This window comes from Mycobacterium noviomagense, assembly GCF_010731635.1.
GTDB lineage: Bacteria > Actinomycetota > Actinomycetes > Mycobacteriales > Mycobacteriaceae > Mycobacterium > Mycobacterium noviomagense.
This window is the reverse complement of sequence record NZ_AP022583.1, coordinates 3,635,391-3,654,926: the sequence shown is the minus strand read 5'-3', so window position 1 is coordinate 3,654,926 and position 19,536 is coordinate 3,635,391. Positions and strand designations below refer to the sequence as shown.

Here is a 19,536-nt window from a genome sequence, read left to right as displayed (position 1 = left end):
GCTCCTCACGCCGCGGCGAGCTCGGGCGCGATTTCCGACTCCCAGAAGTCGAAGAAGCGGTCCTGCTCCGGCCCGATTTGCTGGACGTAGACCTCGTCGAACCCAGCATCGGCGAATTGGCGGATGCGGTCGATGTAGGGCTTGGCGTCGGGCCCGCACGGCACCGTTTGCGCTACCGCAGACTCCGGAACCAGGCTGGATGCCTGCTCGAAGTCCGCTGGGGTAGGCAGGATTTGGCTGAGCTGCCCCGGCAACTGCTCATTGGCCCACAGGGCATGTGCGCTGCGTAGGCCTTCCGCTTTCGTCATCGAGTGGCAGACCTTGAAACCCGCTTGAGTGGGTTTTCCGGCGCCTCCGGAATCTCGGAATACATTGAGCAGCTCCGCTGACGGCATGGTGCATTGGAAGCCGTCAGCGATGCGGCCCGCCAGTTGGGCAGCCTTCGGGCCGAAGCCCGACATGTAGATGGGCGGCGGCTCATCCGGCAGCGTGTAGATGCGGGCATTCTCGACGGTGTAATAAGGCCCGTGGTGGCTGATCTGCTTGCCGGAGAACAGCTTGCGGATCACCGTCACCGCCTCCTCAAGCATGTCCCGCCGGATGGCCGAGGTGGGCCAGTGCTCGCCGGTGATGTGTTCGTTCAGCGCTTCGCCGGTTCCCACGCCCAGCGCGAATCGCCCGTCGAGTTGGACGGCACAGGTCGCTGCGGCCTGCGCGATCACCGCGGGGTGAATCCGCATGATCGGGCACGTGACGGCCGTGGTGACCGGCAGCGAGCAGGCCTGCGAAACGGCGCCGATCACCGACCACACGAATGGACTCTGGCCCTGCTTGTCGTTCCATGGATGGAAGTGGTCGGAAATCCAAAGCCGTTCGAACCCAGCGGCCTGGGCTCGAACGGCTTGGCGCACCAACTCTTTGGGATCGAATTCCTCGCACGTGAGCAGGTATCCCAATGTCGTCATGCTGGGCCCGCTCAGCCCTTCCCGAGGATGGCATCCCGGGCGCGGTCAATCATCGCCGCGAAGGGACCGGCCATCAGATTGGAAATCTGTGACTCCACCCCGGCGTGCGGACGGGTCGGCGCGATCGCTTCGGCGAGTTCGGCGGCGCGGCCCATCCGCTTGAGCTCGTCTTGGTCCAGCTCCTCCTCGAGCTTGGAGAACTCCTCGTGTTCCTCGTGCTCTGCGTGGTCGACGACGGCATCGCGGAGCTTGGTCAGTTTGTCGGTGAACTCCTCGGAATCGACGTCGAGCTTCTCCAACTCGGTGAGTACCTTCTTGGCTTCGTTTTCCTCCTCCAGCCGTGCAGCCACTACCTTGTCGCCGTCGGCGATCTTCCGCTTGGCCCGCGGGTGGACGATCTCCTCCTCCGCGGCTTCGTGCACCGCGAGCAACCGCCGCAGTTCGATGAATGACTTCTCGCGCTCCTTGCCGCTGGCGTTCAACGTCTCTTCGAACAAAGACTTGATCCGCTCATGCTGGCTCACGAGGAACTGCGTCACATCGGTCGCTGATTTAACACTCGCCATGATCTCCTCCTGATAGTTCGGATTGCACGCCTGGGCTGTTGGCGCGCCCTTGCCGACTACCCGGCGGTTTGGACCACGAAACGCGGCGGACAGCCAGCCCTAGCAGCCGTGGCCGGAGGAGAATCGGTTTATCAAAATGCCCTGCGCGGGTATGTGAACGACCTCATGCGACAACTTAAACGGGCGGTGTGATGGCACGATCGTCATGGCTGCGTCGGCGGCGTGTGGTCCTTTGCGGCGCGGTGGCGGGACTGGTCGTTTTGGCGGGGTGTGCACACGACCGAAAGCTGTCGCCCGCGGCCACCGAGAGCAAGCCTGCGGCGGTGAAGATCACTCCAGGGCCGGGCGCACACGACGTCGACCCGATTGCCAAGGTGTCGGTGGTCGCCGACACCGGCACGCTGACCGATGTGCGGATGGTCAACGACAGCGGTAAGCCAGTGCAGGGCGTCATGACCCCCGACAACACCTATTGGAAGCCGGTGGTGCCGCTTGGGTATGGCCGCACCTACACCATCACCGTCGACAGCCGCGGGCCCAGCGGAGTGCCCGGCCACAACGTCGCCACCTTCTCTACCTTGACTCCCCCGAACCAAACCAAGGTCACGTTCACCAACACCTCTGAGCAACCCCTGCAAGACGGCGGCACTTACGGGATAGGACAGGTCATCGTCGCGCACTTCGACGAAGAGATCGCCGACCGGGCCGCTGCCGAACGCGCACTGTCGGTGACCACGTCCCCACCGGTGCAGGGCTCGTGGTACTGGGTCGACGGCCAGAATGTGCACTGGCGTCCCGAGCACTACTACGCACCCGGTACGACGGTCACCGTGGACGCACGCATCTACGGAATCCCGGTGGGCAAAGGGATATTCGGGCAAGAAGACAGCCACGTCTCGATCAAAATCGGCGACTCGCACATATCCATCGCCGATGACACCACCAAGCAGATCAGCGTTTTCGACAACGGAAAACTGGTGCGCACCATGCCCACGTCGATGGGAATGGGCGGCACCCAGGAGATCGCCGGGCGGACCATGTCGTTTTGGACGCCGCCGGGCATCTACACGGTGCTCGACAAGGGCAATCCGGTCGTGATGGATTCTTCGACGTACGGTCTGCCGAAGAACTCACGGCTGGGCTACCGCGAAACTATCAACTACGCCGTGCGGATCAGTGTCGACGGCATCTATGTCCATGAGCTGGACAGCACCGTGTGGGCTCAGGGCAACACCGACACCTCGCACGGCTGCCTGAATATCAACGGAGAGAATGCGCAGTGGTTCTTCGGCTTCTCGCAGCCGGGCGATGTCTTCGAGGTGCGCAACACCGGTGGCCCGCCACTGCAGCTGGAGCAGAACGGCGATTGGACCATGCCATGGGATCAGTGGCGCAAAGGCAGCGCGCTGCACTGAATCGCCGCGCCAACCAGGTGTAACGGGGCATAAGCCGGGGTACAGCACCGACGTGACATGGCGTTGGTGCGGGGCAGTGGCCGCCGCCGCGATCGTGGCGGCGGGCTGTTCGAGCCCCACGCAACCGGAGAGCACGCCCGAAGTGACGGTCCGGTCGATCGGTGCAACGCTGCACGACCCGATATGGTCCTATGGCACTCAATCGCTGCTCGGGATGACCGACGACGGTCGCCTCGCCGAGATCAGCGATCTCATGAGCCCGGAAAACGCCAAGACACGACTGACCCAGCCGATGCCGCTCGGGCGCAACCTCCAAATCAGCCAAATGGACGACAGGCACGTGTTCGTGCCGCAGCCGAGCCGGAACAAGGTGGCGGTTGTCGACCTCGGAACTCTGCGCCAGGTCGACGAGTTCGACGCCGGCCCTGCCCCGGCGTACCTGGCTGAAGACGCCGGCATGCGCATCCTGCTGGCGCTGTCGGCCGACGGGTCCTCGGTGACACCGGTGGATCAGTACGGCTACCGAAAGTTGCCGACTGCGAAGGTCACCGGAGATCGCGCGGACTCGATCGACGGCTCCAACCGCGGACGCGAGATCAGCTACCACCTCTTCGGCCCGTCCGGAATCCGCTACTACAAAGGACCCTCGTCGCCTCCGGAGGAGCGTGGCGCAATGGCCACGGACGTCGCCGCGTGGGCGGGCAACAACACGAAGGTGACCCGCATCTATGTCGCCGACCACGACCACCCTGTGCTCAACTCGGTGGACTCCGAGCGGCGCGGCGAAGGATTGGGCGTCGCCGGTCGTGCGCAACTGCCGTCGTTTCCGGTGCGCTATATCGGCACCGACGACACCCGGGTCTACGTCGCCACCGACCAGCAACTGGTGACGCTCGAGATCAACAGCTACGGCGGCTACCCGAACGACACCATGCACATCATCCACGTGGTTGATTACCGCTCGAGTCTGCGCCCGGGCCAGGTGAAGTCGGCGCAGCTGTCGGGGATGGCGATTGGACCACACCGAGTCTTCCTCACTTTGCGTGGCACCGACTATGTGGTCAGCGTCGCCAAGCCACACTTGTGACGAGATACGGAGAAGCCGATGACCGCGACACCGCAGAGCCGCACACCGATCGGCGTCGACGACGACTTCGAGTTGCTCAACGAGCAAATCCAGGCGCTGAAGCAGCTCGGTGCGAAAAAAGAACTGGCGGAAGGCGAGAGCTACGACTTTTCGATCAGATGGGGCGCGGCGCTGGCCGGACGGCTGCGGCGGTTAGTGCATTACAGTGCGCAGGGAATCCTCAGCGAGGCCGACGAACGCCGATTCCAGGCGCTGTGCGATGAACTGCGCGGACTGTCGGATCTGATCAACCGATTCGACCTGGCTCACCCGGTGTTCACCGATTCGCCACCGGCAAAGGCTAAGCGCCACGCGGGAGCTCAACGGTCCAGCTCGCGGCGCGCGCGGCGTTTGCGTCGCGGCTGAGGAAGTCCTTCTCCCGCAATTTGATTCCGGTGCGCGGCTTGGGGCAGTCCGGGTTGCGACACGTCAGCGCCACCATGTAAGCGTCGTCCTCCTCGTCGAGGAACAGGAACCCCAGGTAGAGCGCATCACCGACGTCGAATTCCGTTGCTCCACAAGCCTGGCACTGTCCGCCTTTGGCGCTGACCTGCTCGAGAACGCATTCGCGCTCAGCCTCATTCAGGCTGACCAGTTCAGGACGAACCCAGTCGGACATCAGATCTCCACGTCCTTGTCGTAGTGGATGTTGTCTTCACGCCAGCCGCCGAAACCCATGCCGATGCCGCGGTGGTCGTCGACGAACTCGATTTGGTTGATCCACTTGACCATCTTGAACCCGACTTGAGTTTCGACCCGTAACCTCAGCGGCGCGCCGTGCTTGATCGGCAACGGCTTGCCATTCATCTCGTAGGCCAGAATGGTCTGCGGCTTGTAGGCCAGTTCGAGATCCATGACTTCGTAGAACTGCCCCAGGCCGTCGGAGCTGGGCTCGTCGCGACTGTTGTCCTGCATACTCAGAAAGCAGATGTAGCGCGCCTGCGGCAGCGGTTTGACATACTCCACCAGGCTGCTCAGGTGCAGACCGCTCCACTGACCGATGCTGGTCCAGCCTTGCACGCAGTTGTGCAGCACCCGCTGAGTTTCCGGTTCGCCCAGAGCACGCAATGCGGCCAGATCGAGGGTCACCGGCTTTTCCACCAATCCGCCGACCCGCAGCCGCCAGTCGACGAAGTTGTGCACCGCCATGATCTTGTACTCGGGCGAGCATGGTGGTTTGCCGTTGACGCGGTGTTCTTTAGACAGTTTGCTCACCGGGTAGTTCTGCCGAGAATTCAACGGCCGCAACAACATCAGCTTGACCCGCGTGTTGATGGCGCCCAGGATGCGGTGAACCTGGTCCGGTCGGCGCAGGCTCCATTTGGTCGCGGCGACGTGGACGGCGACGATCGTGCCGATCAGCACGAACGACCAGAACGTCGCCCAGTTGATGTTGCGGACGGCGCCGAAAATCATCGCGGCGTTCAGCTGGCCCCAGCCCCAGAAGAACACCATCGACAGGTGGATCACGATGAAGATCAGGAAGGCGACCAGCCCGAAGAAATGTAGGCTGCGGGCCCATTGCCGTCCGCCCCACATTTGGACGTACCACGGGAAACGTGCCTCGACTGCCGGCGACTGCGCAGCGCCGGTGAGGATTTGGAACGGGGCGAGCAGAAAGATGACAGCGGCGTATGTCAGCTTTTGGATGGCATCAAGCGGTTCGCCAGGCAACAGCGGCGGCAGGTTGAACGTCATATAGGCGACGATGTCGTTCCAAGCGTCGGCGAAGATCGACCACGAGTAGGGCCAGTAGCGATGCCATTGGCCGGTGGCGAACAACAGGACGTAGTAGGACGCTCCGACGAGAATCCAGCCGATCACCGCGAAAAAGTGCCAGTGCCGACCCATCCCCAGCTTCTTATGGCCGGGCAACGCGATGATCGAGCTGTAGGACTCTTCCTCGTCGAGGGTGTCGTACAACTTGTCGGTCGGCATTTCCTTCGTGGTGAACCGTGCCCACTCGGTGCCGGGCTTGCTGTCCTCGTGCCAATACAACTTGGGGTGGGTGCCCAGAATCTCGAACCCGCTGCGCAATAGCAACGTCAGGAAGAGGACGTTGAGCCAGTGGTCGATCCGCAGCCACAGCGGGTAGTCGAACGTCATCCTCGGTGCCTTCTCCCGTTAGTCGTGCCAGTTCTGTCGTTGCGGGTAGGCGACGTTGATGCCCAGAAGCACCGACATGTGCACCGCGATGAAGCCCAGCGCGAACGCGCCCGCAAACGAGCCGGGTGCGACGTCCCAGCGGCCGGTCAGCGCTACCAGCCCCGGCAGGGCGACGGGCCGACTGCCCAGATACAGGCCGAGGAAAACCACCGATACCAGGTCGCCCAGTAACCAACCCAGTTGTGGAATACGAGGATTCACGGCAAGCCACATGGTGCCCGCGGCCAGCACGCACCCGGCGATCAGCAGGGTGGCGTAGACGACGAAATACACCGGCAGCGCTGTCTCCCTGGCCAGGACGTAGAGGTGTGCCACGACGATGCCCAGCAGCAGCCCTCCACCGAGCGCCGTGACGGTCCGGGGCACGTTGAAGGCGACGTAGCCGCCCAACCGCAACATCCGGTACATCTTGCTGCGCTTCCAGAGTTCGACGAGCTTTCTGTCGACCGGCTCCACGGCGGCTACGTACCCCGCGACGCTGTCTGGCAAACGCTTCCTTGGCAGGTCCGCCGTGGTTTCATGCGGTCCCGGCGCCGACCGAAGGGCCGCATCCGTCGGCGAGTCGATGCGCCGTTTCGAACAGCAGCGCATGCACGAAGGCCTGCGGTAAGTTGCCGCGCAGCTGCCGCTGCCGCACGTCGAATTCCTCGGTGAACAATCCGGGTGGTCCGCAGGCGGTGCGGTTGCGTTCAAACCATCGGACGGCCGCAAGATCGTTGCCGCACTGATGATCGGCCAGTGCCATGAGGAAACCGCACAGCAGAAAAGCACCTTCGGCATCACCCAGTGGCCGCTCGTCCGGTCGGAACCGATACACGAAGCCGTCGTAGCCCAGCTCGTTGCGCACCGCCTCGAGCGTGGCGACCGTGCGTGGATCGTTGACCGGGATCGCTCCGCGGATCGACGGCATCAACAGCGCAGCGTCGATGCGCGGATCGTCGGGTCCGCGTTGCCATCTGCCGCTCGGGTGCAAACAATCCGAATCGGCGTCGGCGACCAGGCGGTCGGCCAGGTGTTGCCACTCGGCCCCCTGCCGCGCGGGCGCCTGCCGGCCGATGCTTCGCAGCCCTGCCGCGCAGATGAGCCGCGAATGGGCCCAGCGGCGATCGTCTATTTCCCAGATGCCGGCATCGGGCTGGCGCCACCGGTCCTCGATCGCCCGGACCAACGTCTCGACGGCGCGCCACGTGGTGCGGTCAAGGCGGTCGAGCCGTGCGGCTGCCGCCAGCAGCAGCAGCGCCTCGCCGAACGCGTCGAGCTGAAACTGGTCGGTCACCCAATTGCCGGTCTTGACGTCAGCACCGGGATAGCCGGGCAGGTCTAGGTCCTGTTCTTCGGGAGGTGGCTTGCCCAGCACCGAGTACGCGGGCTTGAGTCCCGGACCGTCGGCGAGCACACGTTCGCTCACGAATTGGACGGCGTCGTCGAGCAGCGGGTAAGCGCCGGCGGCGGCGACGGCTTGCCCGGCGTAGCACTGGTCGCGGATCCAGCAATAGCGGTAGTCGTAGTTGCGGCCTTGTTCGGCGCGTTCCGGCAGCGACATCGTCGCCGCCGCCACCATGCCGCCCCCGCTGCTGGTCAGCCCGCGCAGGACCGCGTACGCGGTCTGGGTGTCGAGGTCGGCCAAGGTGCCGGAGAAGCCGGGAACCGCGTTGCCCCAAGCCTGTTCGGTGTCGCGCCAGGCGTCGTTGGGTCGCACCGGTTCTTTGGGGAGTTCTTGATCGGAGACTTCCAACACCAAGTCGTGGTCGTGGCCGGGCGTGACATCTACGACCGCTTGCAGCGCCCCGTCGTCGCGGCGGCGTGCTTCGCCGGCCCCGCTCCAGCGGAATCGGTGCGGGCCCGATCGGCCCGTCCACACGCCGTTGTTTTTGGCAAGGTCGCGCATTTTGTCGGCGCCGAAGTTCGCGCGCAGGTCTAGCGTGATCCGGACGCGCGCGGGCCCGTCCAGCGCGCGGATGCGACGCAGCACTACCGCGGTGTCCGGGTCACCCGGAAAGGCCAGTGCCTCACGGCATTCCACGATCCCATCGGTGGTCACCCAGCGAGACCGCCAGATCAACGACCGCTCTTCGTATCGGCCGCCCCAGACGAACCGCGGGTGGTCCGGTGACACGGCGTAGATGCCGTTACCGCCCAGCAGAGCGCTGAACACTGCTGGACTGTCCCAGCGGGGCACGCACATCCAACAGCAGTCACCGCGTGGTCCGACGACAATTCCCCGTTCACCGTCGGCCAGCAACGCGTATTCCCGAAGTACATGCGGCGCAAGCTCTTCGGCGAGTGCTGATTTCTGCTGCATCTTGACCCTTCGCCCGCGCCACATACCTGGTCGATGCAGGGCATACCCCGTTTGTGTTGCGGGTAGTCACCGAACATGACCGTGCATGCCGACGCCGTACCCGTCGAATCCGTCGAAGCCTCCGCTTACACGATTCCCACCGATGCTCCCGAGTCCGATGGCACGTTGTCGTGGGATTCGACGACCTTCGTGCTGGTTACCGCACGCGCCGGCGGCAAAACCGGCACCGGCTACACCTATGCGGGGACCCCTGTCGTGACCGTGGTGGAGTCGAAGTTGGCGGAGGTGGTCAAGGGTAAAGACGCCCTGCAGCCCCCGGCCCGGTGGGCGGAGATGCAGCACGCGGTGCGCAACCTGGGCAAGCCCGGGGTGGTGGCCGAGGCGATCTCCGCGGTAGACATCGCGTTGTGGGACCTGCGGGCACGGTTGCTGGACGAACCACTCGTGGTCGCGCTCGGCGCGGTGCACGACGCCACCCCGCTCTACGGCAGCGGCGGGTTCACCTCCTATGACAACGACACACTGCAGGCCCAACTGTCCGGCTGGGTCGAAGCCGGCATACCGCGGGCCAAGATGAAGGTGGGCCGCGACCCTTCGGTTGACGTCGACAGGGTGGCCGCCGCCCGATCCGCGATCGGCGATACGGCCGAGCTGTTCGTCGACGCCAACGGCGCATACAACCGCAAACAAGCGCTGCTGTGGGCCGAACGCTTCGCCGAGTACGACGTGCGGTGGTTCGAAGAACCCGTGACCTCTGACGATCTCGACGGGCTACATCAGCTGTGCGAGCAAGGACCGCCGGGGATGGACATCGCCGCGGGCGAATACGGCTACGACTTACCGTATTTCCACCACATGCTCGACGCGGGCGCGGTGGACTGCTTACAGGCCGACGTCACCCGCGCACTGGGGATCACGGGGGTTCTCAAGGTCGCCGCGCTGTGTGACGCCCGCGGCATGGATCTGTCGTTGCATTGCGCGCCTCAGATCAGCGGCCAGGTCGGCACGGCGATCTGGCATCTGCGGCATCTGGAGTACTTCCACGACCACGTGCGAATCGAAGGTATGGCCTTCGACGGGGTTTTGGACCCTCAGCCGGAGGGCGTGCTGCGTCCGGACCGGACCGCGCCAGGTCACGGGCTGACCGTCAAGCAGGCTGACCTCGACAAGTTCCGGGTGGGCTAGTTCCGTCCACGGACCCGCGGTAACTCACAGCTCCGACTTAATTAGCCGGTGTAACGTTTTGCTTCGCTGCGACGACTTTCGTTGTAGACCGCGGCCCGCCCGGTGTTCTCCTCCGACCAGACCGTGGCGAGCTCAAGGGGTTTTGGAGGGCCGATGGACGTCGTACTTGGGGTCTCGATGGCTCCCGAGACGGTCCGCTTGGTGCTGGTCGAGGGCCAAGACGGCGACGGCGTGACGGTCGAGGAAGACCGCTTCGACACCTCTACTTCCCCGGCCTTGCCGGCGTGCAGCGCGTCCGAACAAGTGGTGGCGGCCATCCTCGGCACGCTTGAAGGCGCCGCCGAAGCCGGTCATCACCTGCTGTCGACCGGGGTCACCTGGACCGACCAAGCCGAGGCCGCCGCGCTGCGCGACGCGCTGGCCGCCCACAAGGTCGAGAACGTCATGCTTGTCTCGGCTTTTCTGGCCGCGGCCGCGCTGACTCAGACGGTCGGCAATGCGATCGGCTACGAGCACATCGCGATGCTGTTCGTCGAGCCTGACACTGCGACGTTGGCTGTGGTGGACTCCGCCGACGGTTCGATCACCGACGTGCGCCGCCAGTCGCTGCCTCGGGTTCAGGCCGGCGCCGACCCAGTGCTGTGGTTGATTTCGATGGTCGCCGGCCTGGCAGCGCTGGAATCGCGGCCGGAGGGTTTGTTCCTGGTCGGCTCCGGTGTCGACATCGCGGCGATCAAGCCGCGGCTGGAAGCTGCCACGCCGCTTGCGGTGAGCGCACCCGAAGAGCCCGAGACGGCGTTGGCTCGTGGTGCCGCGCTGGCTTCGGCCAACGCGCCGCTGTTCGCGTCGTCGACTGCTGCTTTGGCCTACGCGCAGGATCCGGGCACCGGCGAGGTCAACTCGTTCGCTTATGCAGATGTCGTCGACGATGCGTCTGGTGATTCGGCGGCCGATTTGGCCTATAGCGCCGCCGAAGATGACGAGCCCGTCGGCGGTGTGGGCAGCGATGCCCGGCCGTGGCGCAGCCCGACGCTGCTGGTCGGTAGCACGTTGGCCACGATCGTTGTGGGTGGCGTTGTGGCGCTGGCGATTTCGTTGGCCATCGGTATCCGCCCGACGGTCGCCCTGCGGCCCGAGCCGGGCCAAAACCTCATCGTGCCGACGCAACAGGCACCGACGCCGCCGGCCGCACAAGCCCCTGCTCCGGAAGCGCAGGCGATGCACCAGTCGGCTCCAGTGGTGGCCGCGGCCGCGCCAGCTCCGGCAGTGAGCCCGCCGGTTGCGGCCGCGGCCCCGCCTGTTCCTGTTCCGGCCGCCGCGCCGGCGCCTGTGCCGATTCCGGCTCCTGCGCCCATGGCTGCCCCGGCGCCCGCAGCAGTGCCGATACCTGTTCCCGTGCCGCTTCCTGCGGCGCCGGTTCGCATCCCAGCACCGCAACCGCCGGTACAGTTGCCGGCCCCTCAGCCTCCGATCCAGGTTCCGCCAGTGCAGGTTCCGCAGCCGCCGGTTCAGGTTCCGCAGCCACCGGTTCAGGTTCGGCAGCCGCCGGTGCATGTGCCCAGTCCGCCCGTGCGCCAGCCGAATCCGCCGGTACACCTGCCCAGCCCGCCCGTGCAGGCTCCACAGCCGCCAGTGAATTTCCCGTCGCCCGAGCCGCCGGTGCATGTGCCGTCGCCGCAACCCCCAGTGCACCTTCCGGCGCCGCAGCCACCGGTGCAGATGCCGGCGCCGCAGCCACCCTTAAACCTGGGGTCGCCGGAGCCGCCGGTGCACCTGGCCACACCGCAGGCTCCTGCATTCCCGGTCATGCCCGCACCCCAGGCTCCGGCGTTCCCGGCCATGCCGGCCCCTGCGGCTCCTGCGTTTCCGGCCATGCCTGCTCCCGCGGCTCCGCGAATTCCCGCCATGCCCGCGCCGGCGATCCCTGCTCCGGCGATGCCTGCTCCGGCTATGCCGCATTTCAACATGCCTGCGCCGGCATTCCGGTTCTGAGAACGGGTCGGCAGGCAGATCAGCGTCGTGAAGGCAGCCCGACGTTTTGAAGTGGTCCCGACTGGGATCGAACCAGCGACCTTCCGCGTGTGAGGCGGACGCTCTCCCGCTGAGCTACAGGACCGGTGCCGAGGGGCGGACGAGGTCGAAGGTTAGCACGCGGCGCCCACCTTGTGAGAAAGCGCTGCATGAGTGGTCCTGCGGTATACCGGAAGGCGTCAAGAGATTTGTGCGGGCCCGCTTAGGTGGACTATCGTCGTGCTTCGCACCGGGCGACGATCTCGTCCGCTGCGCGCGGATGTAGCGCAGTTGGTAGCGCATCACCTTGCCAAGGTGAGGGTCGCGGGTTCGAATCCCGTCATCCGCTCGAAGGTGGCTTGTGGCATCAAACCCCGCGGTGGAGTGGCCGAGTGGTGAGGCAACGGCCTGCAAAGCCGTGCACACGGGTTCGATTCCCGTCTCCACCTCAAATCCTTGACCCGGGCGCGGTTAGCTCAGCGGGAGAGCGCTTCCCTGACACGGAAGAGGTCGCTGGTTCAATCCCAGTACCGCGCACTAGTGTTTATGCAGATAAATCGGCATATATAGAGCTGCTAAACAGCGTCCGTGACCTAGATATGACCTGACGGTCGGCGCGCTAGCAACGCCGTTACGAAAGGTTGCTGCGCTGCCGCGCGCACCTTTGCTCTCGGGCCGGTAGCGGCTGCCTTCGATGCCCTCCACCGCCCGACAACACCGCTACTTCGCGGTGAAGAAAGCAGGATTGCCGAAGCCGGTGGTTAGCGTCCAGAGCCCGTCGGCTCCGGCGGGAACCTCCACGCATACGTTTCCCTCGGCGGATCCGCCCTTGTAGAGATCGCCAACATCGCTCAACGGGTTGGGAATGACTCCGCAGGATTCGTCGTAGGTCCGGTTGTCCGATCCGACGAACTTGACTGTGATGTCAGACCCGGCATTACCGGTGCGGTCGCCTGTGTAAGTGGCTGTGACGGGCACGATCCAGTACTCCATGCCCGGTTTGGGCGGATCATTGAACTCGTTTTCTGCGGCGATCTGAGCCCAAGCTTCGTGGGGAGCACCGAGAGTCACTTGCCAATCGCGACTTTGTACCGGCTCGCCGATGGGCAATGGATTCTCTCTGCTGCCGGGCTTATTGCTAGAGCTGGTCGGCGTCTCATCGTTGTTGCCGGGCGCTGGTGCGCCTGATGCCGCTGAAGGTGCCGGCGACAGGTCTGATTTGTGGAACGCATTGCTGAAGGCATTGCTAACCACCGTCAGGAAAACCACTACTCCGACCACGATCCCGACGATCGAGGTAATGACCGCGGCGATACTCGTGCCCTTGGACATACCCGATAGACACACTCCGACGATGCCAAGGATGAGTGCGATCGGGAGTAGCACCCAGCCGATGATGAGTGCTCCTGGGATGCAAGCGAAGACGAATCCGATGATGCTGGCAATCAGCGCGATCAGCCCGACGGTGTTCCGTTTCGCCGGCACCGACGGAATTGGGTAAGGCGCGTATGGATAGTTTGGCATGCCGCCGGGTGGCTGGTTCAATGTATCCCCCTTTGACCCAATGTTGACCGGTCCATCTGGTCAACGCTTTCACACGGGAAGAATGTTGATTTTTGACACCCTTATCCGCATTTCACAACCCGGAGGCACGGATGTGACAAGGGATCATCCGGTGATGCCCGATCCCACGGGGGCGGGGTGATCGCCGCCGCGGTCACGGCGCTTGCCGCGACCGCGGTGGCCGTCCAGGCCCGCTTCGGGCACTCGGCTTCCAGCACCAGGCGCCGTCGCCATCGCCCGCTGACCCGTGGACATGCTGCGGCGCGCGCACGGATTCGCCGAAGACGGCGCCGGTGAAGCGCCGGGCTGGCACACTCACCCTCCTCGGGATGCGCTGCCGCAACACCGACAAAGGTGCCGTTCGCGCAGCGCGCCGGGCGGTTTCGGCGCACCCTGCGCCTGCCCGGAACCGGCATCTAACGACACCAAGGTCATCGGCGGCGGTCAGACCAGCTCCTACGGCGCGCAACCCTCGGCGTCGCTGACGGCGAAGCGGTTCTTCCCGACCAGTTCGCCCTGACTCCCACCTGCACGCCGTCAGGCGCCGGTGTGCAAGCCGACAACCTGAGTGAGACGCAAGCCTTGCGCTACGTGCAGCGCCTAATCGCGCGGCGAACTACTTCAAAGACGGGCCGGTAAAACGCGGCGCTGCGCGCCGCCAGCCCGAGGCGGCTGGCGCATTTGTCTGCTCGGTCGCCGCGCTCCGGCGGCGAACTAGCCGCAGGATGGCGCCCGTGTGCCTAACCTCTCCCATGTGGGCTGGCTGATCGAGTAGCGGACGAGGAGCGTGGGTTAATGGGCGGCACAACCATCGTCACTGGTGGGTTGCTAATCTGCGGTGCCATCGCCGCGGTAATCGGCTCCGCGAAGAACCGCAGTGTCCTGGGATCGTTTCTGCTCGGAGCATTCCTCGGGCTGATCGGCGTCCTCATTGTCGCGGTGGTTCCGAAATTGCCGCCCGAGCCGCCGCCGGGGATGCGAGCTGTTCAGTGCCCCAGATGCAACGCGGTGCAAAACCTCCCGCTTGGCCTGTCCAATTTTGAGTGCTGGCAGTGCAAACTCGTGAGCAACGTGGCTGGCGCGGAGTATGTGGCAGGCGGTGGGTTGATCGGCAGACGGGCTCCTGACGAGCAGGAGGATCTCCGCGAATGGTTGAACCGTGTGAAGAAGCGGCAGGAACGGTAGCCAGAGCTAAAGCAAAACGAGTCGCCTGTCGTGCCTGCGGCGTAAGACCGACCATCAGGACTTCACCAAATCCTCAGCGGTTCTGATACCGGGCTGGCCCCGTCTGTAGCGATGGCCCGACAACAATACCTCGCTCGTAACTCTCACCCGTGGGCTCGCTAAAAGCGTGTCACCCTGTCTTGAGCCGTGCAGAGTGCCGACAATGCCCCGAGCCAATATGGCGAATCAGAAAGGCACTTCGAGGTAAGGCATCCCGTCGCCGCGGCCCGCTGCGGGCCCGGTCAGCCTGCTGCCACAACCGGCCGAATGAGAACCGCGCCGAATCGAAGTCGTCGTCGTCGAGTGCCGCACAGCATGTGCTGACATTCGTCCAGTTCTTTTTTGGTGTCCCCAAATTTCAGTTCAGCAAACGCCTTGTCGCGGAGTTTGCTGTTTCGCGCTCAGCCTGCCGATCATCGAGCCTCGGCGACAATGTCGATCTCGATGACGTTCGTCGTCATCGGCCATTGCTGCTCACCACCTTCCGCGGTGTTTGGGGTGCGCCCCCGCCCGGTGGTTGAAAGGCCATAAAAAGCCCCACCGGGCGGGGGCGCCGGCCTCGGTGCAAACCCCGCCCGGCTTCCAATCGACACGGAGTTGCAGGCACCGAGGAGGTCATCATCCGGGGAATGCGTAGGAGACGGTCGCGGTGCCCGAGCTGACGACCCCATAGACGGCGACGGGCTCGGCACCCGTCGTCGGGAACATGATCGGCGTATTAGCGGCAACCGGGAAACCGGTCGTCGCCGTGACTCCCGGACCGCCGATGAACGCCGCGGCCGAGCTGTTAATCAGCACACCATCGCTGTCGGGCACCGAGCCCACGCTGCACACCAGAGTAGCGGTGGTGCCCACCGAAACCTGGCCGGTCTGCAAGCCTGACATGGTTTTTATTTCTCCTTCTTAGCCGGCACCGGGGTCACGCACCCGGACCGAATCAATAGTTTCGTTTCCTCGCTGTCGGGCACGTCGAGCACATCGCCGCCGGTGTGCGGCTTACCGTCATGTACGACGCGATAAGGCGCGTTGACCTTCACTTTGATTGTGCTGCTTGGCGTTTCTGGCACGTCGATTCCTTCCTCGTCCGATTCCATGAAGACCAGTTCTGGTTTGACCTTGACCTCAGGATCGTCGGGCAGCGGAAGACCGCGGTCGTCGAACGGCCACGGACCAGTGCAGGACTGCACCCGATCCCAGGTCAACGGCCTCACGACGCAGGCAACCCGGTGACGATATTCAGAGCCGACGGCCGCGGAACGCTAAGCGCCACACGTTCTTCCACCCGCCAGCTGAAGGTGTTGGTCGTCCACTCGGCGTCACCCCACGGGTTGAACTGCAACAGGATTCCGAGGCGTGTCCAGAAGATGCCACCACCGGCCTTGACGCTCATCACGATTGCCGTGCCCGCCGGGCATTGGGTGGTGGCGGCCACCTTCACACCCCACAGACTCCCGTACACCGCCGGGGTGCCCTGCTTGATGATCGAAAACGGGTTGGGCTCGGCCGCGGGCCCAGCCGACGCCGGGGAACCGTCAGCCGTCAGCCCCAGCGGACCGGTCTCCTGATCCAAGATGTAGGTGCCGAAACTCGACTTCTCGCGGCGCAACGCACCCCAGGTCGCCGGGTGCATGATCACCAAATCCGGCTCCGCGTAAGCACTCCCGGTGCGCACGTCGATGTAAGCCTTGTTCATCGCGTCCAGCGGGGTGTCGGAACCCACCGCTCTGGACAATGTTCCCGATTGCATCAGAAGGCCGTTGAACGTGGCGTTCGTCGGACCGCCGTAGGAGTTCGAGCTGCCCGTAGTGGCGGTCAACAGGAACGCGGACTCTGAGTTGATCAACGACCTTGTAAGCTCTTGCGGCAACCACGAACTCAGCGCCGCCTCACCGTATGCTGAAGTGTCTTGCCACGCTTCCAGGCTGGTGCTCACAAGCCCGGCGATCTTCTGGGGCTTGACCTGGTTCTCGGTAATTGTCGGCCCGATATCCCCTTTGGTGCCACCCTCGGCGACCCCGGCAGCCTCAGCCGTATTCGCGGTGTGAGACAACCACGCCGCACTCGGCCCCGGCATGGACGCACCCGGCAACAGCGCCGCAATTCGCGTCGGCTCATACCCAAGCCCAACAGCGTACGGCGTTTGGATGGCGGGCAAGTTGCCCGAGAGACCACCCGAGATATTCGACTCGAAAACGGCCGACTTGGTGGTGATTCCGGCCATCCAGGCCTGCTCCACACCGCCGCCCTTGGCGCCGATTTCCAGCTGGAACGGCATCCGGGCGTTGGCCGCCATCTCCAGCGCCTGCAGCTGCACCGGCGTGATATCCATCGGTGTGGGCGGCTTGGGTTCACCACGGAACGCCTTGGTTTCCAACTCGCCACCGAACGCCGCTTCCTGGGCGCCCATTACCTGGCCGGCCTTCTGGAACCTGTATTGCAAGGACTCAAGCTGCTGGCTCTCCGCGTAGGCGGAATCGATGAAGTCTCCGAATGACTTCGCGCTGATCCGGCCGGCGTCCAGGTCAGCCCTTTTGCTTTTCAGCTCGGCCTTAATCTCCGCTTGCCGTCGACGTACGTCGTCTAGATTCACGACACAGTCCGTTTCTCAGAGGCGTAACGCGCCTCAGCTACGTGGCTGTGCTGTTGAAATGTGCAGGTAAACGCGGGTTTTCCGCGCAGGACAAAATGGAGGTGCCCAAAACTGGGCGATCAGCAGCGGTTTTCTAGCGGCGGTCGGCGGCCGAGTTGTTAACCCAGCGGTCGGCGGCGGCTAGCCAGCGGCGGCTACTGCAAACTTACCATTGACATCGACTGTTGTCATTCCAACGCGCCTCGGTTGTCGCGCCATTCGGCGTACGCCTGACGCCACGTGCGAACGATGTCGCGGTCCTCGGCGGTGCGGCTGAACGCTGTTGACAACAAGTCGAGGGAGGCCATCGCCAGCCGGCGAAGAAGCATCTGCTCCGGCGTGTGCTCGGCAGCCATGCCGCGCTTCACCAGCTCTGCCAATGAGGCCACGACGTCGATCAGTTCGACACTGTGGCCGGGCGCGAGGCCGTCGTCCTGAACCTCCAGCTGGTCAAGCGCGTACGTGAACACGCCGGGAAGGCGATCGGGGGGCACTTGGAGCAAGTCCAGGCCATCCGGAAACGGGTCTGTCACTATTCGTTCCTTTCACTTTTGCCGGAACATTTGCTGAAACTACGCCAGGCTTTACAATTAGCCCCTTTTTCGTAAACGTGTCGCGTCATGCGTCTGGCTGGCCGGGTCGGCTGATCTTGATGACGGTAGGGATTTCTGTACCCCCTGTAACCACGATATGTATTTGACCAGCGGAAATGTGATGGTTGCCGTGGTTCGCAGTGACCATCTGTGTGTGCTTGGGTGTGGGGTGAGTTCCGCGGCAATCCCCGTTATTTCGGTGCTGTGGTTCGTTTGCTGGAGGTTGACGTGGGTTTGCTGACCATTCTGTGTTTGCTGGACCGATGGTTGGATTACTCATCGGAGGCCACCGGGACCGAATGCATCAGCCATGAGCAAGTGGACGAAGCACCAGCGTCCTGTCCCACGTGGTGGCCGGCTGAGTTTGACGACGGGCAAGCCGCTTGGCCGGTGCGCGGCGGTCTTGAGTATGCGGGGTGGTACCGGGTACTTGGCGCCATCGGATCGGACGACGACGCGCTCGATGCCGCGTACGCGGCCGCGGTCAGATATCTCGTATCCAGGCCAGTCTGGGATCGGTCGCCAGCGTTCGTCGGCGGTCACGGCTGACCCTCCAGAACCGTGTCCGAAGTGTCCGTTGTGTCCGAACTAGGTCTCTCGGACAGTTCGGACACTTCGGACACCCTTTCGTAGAGACCACGTTTCGCCCGCTTGATGAGGCCATCGTCGGCGAGTCTTCGCAGGTAGCGGCCAACGGTGTCGTTATCGATGCCCAACTTTTCGGACACTTCGGCCGGTGAGACAGGTTTCGGACACTGCATTACGGTCGACAGAATCTCCAGGCTCTGGGCGCTGCGAGTGTCCGAAACTCGCCGAGTCTGTGCGGTTTCGGACGCCGCGCTGAGTGTTGGTCCGTCGAGCTGCCACAGCCCGTCGGTGACGGTCAGCGCGTATTCAGCCTCAGTGATATCGCGGCCTGTGACAGAAAGCAGTGCTTCGTCACAGTGACGTTTGCGAGACAGGACGAGCACGAAGTCGGCGCTGCCGGCGACGCCTTGGCTTCCCGACACCGAGTCAACGAAGTCGGATGACTCGGCTTTGCGGGTGTGATGTACGACGAGCAGAGTCGCGCCGGGCGCAGTGTCGATTGTCTCCTTTAACTGGGTGCCGATGGCGTAGTCCCACGCATACAGATCGGCGCCCGCAGGCCTGGGTGGTCGGGCTCTGCCGAGTGTGTCGAGGATGATCAGCGGCCCGTCGTCGCTGTGTCGGCGCAGAAACTCGGCGATCATCGGGATCACTTCGGCCGGTTTGGCTTTGGTGATGAAGTGAAGGCCCGCGGGTAGGGGCTGGCCGCGCATGATGCTTCTGGATCGTGATTGCAGCCGGCGCTGGCCGTCTTCCAGGGCCAGGTACAAGACCGCCCGCTTATCAACGTGGATGGCGCCGAGCGCCAATCCACCGGCTGCACAAGCTAACCCAACTCCACACACTAACCAGCTCTTGCCGGCTTTCGGTGGTGACACCAGCAGGCCGAAGCCTTCGGGGATGATGCCGGGAACCGCATAAGACAGCGGCGGGAACTCTTGGGTGTCCAGCCAGGCGCCGGTGAACATCTCCGCGAGCGGATCGCCCTCGTCGGCGTGCCACTCGCGCAGCTCGTCGGAGCGGTCGATCTGTGTCACGCGACCGCCCCCCCGCAGCCCCGATGAAGCAGCTCGGCGAGCCGGCGGTCAGTGCCCTCGCGTCTCCACAGTGCGCGCCGAACCTCCAGCGGCACCAGCGGCATGTAACCCTCATCGAGAACATGCTGCGCCGCGTCGCGCCAGCCGTCGAGCTGGCAGTCCGTCAA

The 19,536-nt window shown here is 64.2% G+C and carries 20 protein-coding genes and 4 tRNA genes; 9 read left to right on the top strand and 15 right to left on the bottom strand.

Annotated elements, in window-relative coordinates:
* Positions 1 to 5 precede the first annotated feature (5 nt).
* Together G6N15_RS17390 and G6N15_RS17385 are read right to left on the bottom strand one after the other, a co-directional pair.
* Positions 6 to 965, bottom strand: a complete 960-nt coding sequence (locus G6N15_RS17390) for a TIGR03557 family F420-dependent LLM class oxidoreductase (RefSeq protein ID WP_083086672.1) — start codon at positions 963 to 965, stop codon at positions 6 to 8.
* An 11-nt stretch (positions 966 to 976) separates the two neighbouring features.
* The gene (locus G6N15_RS17385; protein WP_083086670.1) at positions 977 to 1,531 is read right to left on the bottom strand and encodes a hemerythrin domain-containing protein; all 555 of its coding nucleotides are present in this window, start codon (positions 1,529 to 1,531) and stop codon (positions 977 to 979) included.
* A 191-nt stretch (positions 1,532 to 1,722) separates the two neighbouring features.
* On the opposite strand from G6N15_RS17385, the gene G6N15_RS17380 reads away from it, so the two are divergent.
* The 3 genes from G6N15_RS17380 to G6N15_RS17370 are packed head-to-tail and all read left to right on the top strand — an operon-like array spanning position 1,723 to position 4,438.
* A complete protein-coding gene (locus tag G6N15_RS17380; protein WP_083086668.1) occupies positions 1,723 to 2,946 on the top strand; it encodes a L,D-transpeptidase in 1,224 nt (407 codons plus the stop codon).
* 52 nt (positions 2,947 to 2,998) lie between these two features.
* Positions 2,999 to 4,033: a YncE family protein gene (locus G6N15_RS17375; protein WP_083086665.1), complete on the top strand. Its 1,035-nt coding sequence runs from the start codon at positions 2,999 to 3,001 to the stop codon at positions 4,031 to 4,033.
* A gap of 18 nt (positions 4,034 to 4,051) precedes the next feature.
* Entirely contained in the window at positions 4,052 to 4,438 is a 387-nt protein-coding gene (locus G6N15_RS17370; RefSeq protein WP_083086663.1) for a hypothetical protein, read from the top strand.
* On the opposite strand, the gene G6N15_RS17365 is transcribed toward G6N15_RS17370, so the two are convergent.
* The 4 genes from G6N15_RS17365 to G6N15_RS17350 form a co-directional block, all read right to left on the bottom strand.
* Positions 4,374 to 4,691, bottom strand: a complete 318-nt coding sequence (locus tag G6N15_RS17365) for a hypothetical protein (RefSeq protein WP_083086661.1) — start codon at positions 4,689 to 4,691, stop codon at positions 4,374 to 4,376. The genes G6N15_RS17370 and G6N15_RS17365 overlap by 65 nt on opposite strands.
* Complete coding sequence (locus G6N15_RS17360) at positions 4,691 to 6,178, bottom strand: molybdopterin-dependent oxidoreductase (protein ID WP_083086658.1); 1,488 nt, start codon at positions 6,176 to 6,178, stop codon at positions 4,691 to 4,693. Before G6N15_RS17360 ends, G6N15_RS17365 begins: the two co-directional genes overlap by 1 nt.
* 18 nt (positions 6,179 to 6,196) lie before the next feature.
* Entirely contained in the window at positions 6,197 to 6,646 is a 450-nt protein-coding gene (locus G6N15_RS17355) for an oxidoreductase (protein ID WP_083086760.1), read from the bottom strand.
* Between the two features lie 109 nt (positions 6,647 to 6,755).
* Positions 6,756 to 8,540: a glycoside hydrolase family 15 protein gene (locus G6N15_RS17350; protein ID WP_083086655.1), complete on the bottom strand. Its 1,785-nt coding sequence runs from the start codon at positions 8,538 to 8,540 to the stop codon at positions 6,756 to 6,758.
* 75 nt (positions 8,541 to 8,615) lie between these two features.
* Between G6N15_RS17350 and G6N15_RS17345 the strand changes: the two genes are divergently transcribed.
* Positions 8,616 to 9,725, top strand: coding sequence for an enolase C-terminal domain-like protein (locus tag G6N15_RS17345; RefSeq protein WP_083086653.1), 1,110 nt, complete (start codon positions 8,616 to 8,618; stop codon positions 9,723 to 9,725).
* 153 nt (positions 9,726 to 9,878) lie between these two features.
* Positions 9,879 to 11,717, top strand: coding sequence for a DUF7159 family protein (locus tag G6N15_RS17340; protein WP_139797754.1), 1,839 nt, complete (start codon positions 9,879 to 9,881; stop codon positions 11,715 to 11,717).
* 52 nt (positions 11,718 to 11,769) lie between these two features.
* Here G6N15_RS17340 and G6N15_RS17335 read toward each other — a convergent pair.
* Positions 11,770 to 11,841, bottom strand: a tRNA-Val gene (locus tag G6N15_RS17335).
* A 170-nt stretch (positions 11,842 to 12,011) separates the two neighbouring features.
* On the opposite strand from G6N15_RS17335, the gene G6N15_RS17330 reads away from it, so the two are divergent.
* From G6N15_RS17330 to G6N15_RS17320, 3 genes are all read left to right on the top strand, one after another.
* Positions 12,012 to 12,084: transfer RNA gene (locus G6N15_RS17330), tRNA-Gly, on the top strand.
* Positions 12,085 to 12,113: 29 nt separating this feature from the next.
* Positions 12,114 to 12,184: transfer RNA gene (locus G6N15_RS17325), tRNA-Cys, on the top strand.
* 16 nt (positions 12,185 to 12,200) lie between these two features.
* A tRNA-Val gene (locus tag G6N15_RS17320) sits at positions 12,201 to 12,272 on the top strand.
* 183 nt (positions 12,273 to 12,455) lie between these two features.
* Here the strand turns inward: G6N15_RS17320 and G6N15_RS17315 are convergent.
* Positions 12,456 to 13,280 carry a DUF4352 domain-containing protein gene (locus G6N15_RS17315; RefSeq protein WP_139797753.1) on the bottom strand — a complete coding sequence of 275 codons (825 nt, stop codon included), beginning with the start codon at positions 13,278 to 13,280 and terminating at the stop codon, positions 12,456 to 12,458.
* 813 nt (positions 13,281 to 14,093) lie between these two features.
* On the opposite strand from G6N15_RS17315, the gene G6N15_RS17310 reads away from it, so the two are divergent.
* Positions 14,094 to 14,483 carry a hypothetical protein gene (locus G6N15_RS17310; protein ID WP_083086643.1) on the top strand — a complete coding sequence of 130 codons (390 nt, stop codon included), beginning with the start codon at positions 14,094 to 14,096 and terminating at the stop codon, positions 14,481 to 14,483.
* Between the two features lie 657 nt (positions 14,484 to 15,140).
* Here the strand turns inward: G6N15_RS17310 and G6N15_RS17305 are convergent.
* The 7 genes from G6N15_RS17305 to G6N15_RS17275 form a co-directional block, all read right to left on the bottom strand.
* Positions 15,141 to 15,407: a hypothetical protein gene (locus G6N15_RS17305; RefSeq protein ID WP_083086640.1), complete on the bottom strand. Its 267-nt coding sequence runs from the start codon at positions 15,405 to 15,407 to the stop codon at positions 15,141 to 15,143.
* A gap of 5 nt (positions 15,408 to 15,412) precedes the next feature.
* On the bottom strand, positions 15,413 to 15,733 hold the full coding sequence (locus G6N15_RS17300) for a hypothetical protein (protein ID WP_083086637.1): 321 nt from the start codon (positions 15,731 to 15,733) through the stop codon (positions 15,413 to 15,415).
* Complete coding sequence (locus tag G6N15_RS17295) at positions 15,730 to 17,112, bottom strand: phage major capsid protein (RefSeq protein ID WP_083086634.1); 1,383 nt, start codon at positions 17,110 to 17,112, stop codon at positions 15,730 to 15,732. The genes G6N15_RS17300 and G6N15_RS17295 overlap by 4 nt, the downstream gene beginning before the upstream one ends.
* 227 nt (positions 17,113 to 17,339) lie before the next feature.
* Entirely contained in the window at positions 17,340 to 17,684 is a 345-nt protein-coding gene (locus G6N15_RS17290; RefSeq protein WP_139797752.1) for a hypothetical protein, read from the bottom strand.
* 336 nt (positions 17,685 to 18,020) lie between these two features.
* The gene (locus G6N15_RS23850; RefSeq protein WP_083086629.1) at positions 18,021 to 18,287 is read right to left on the bottom strand and encodes an NUMOD4 domain-containing protein; all 267 of its coding nucleotides are present in this window, start codon (positions 18,285 to 18,287) and stop codon (positions 18,021 to 18,023) included.
* Positions 18,284 to 19,369, bottom strand: coding sequence for an AAA family ATPase (locus G6N15_RS17280; RefSeq protein ID WP_232070264.1), 1,086 nt, complete (start codon positions 19,367 to 19,369; stop codon positions 18,284 to 18,286). Before G6N15_RS17280 ends, G6N15_RS23850 begins: the two co-directional genes overlap by 4 nt.
* Entirely contained in the window at positions 19,366 to 19,536 is a 171-nt protein-coding gene (locus G6N15_RS17275; protein WP_232070263.1) for a hypothetical protein, read from the bottom strand. Before G6N15_RS17275 ends, G6N15_RS17280 begins: the two co-directional genes overlap by 4 nt.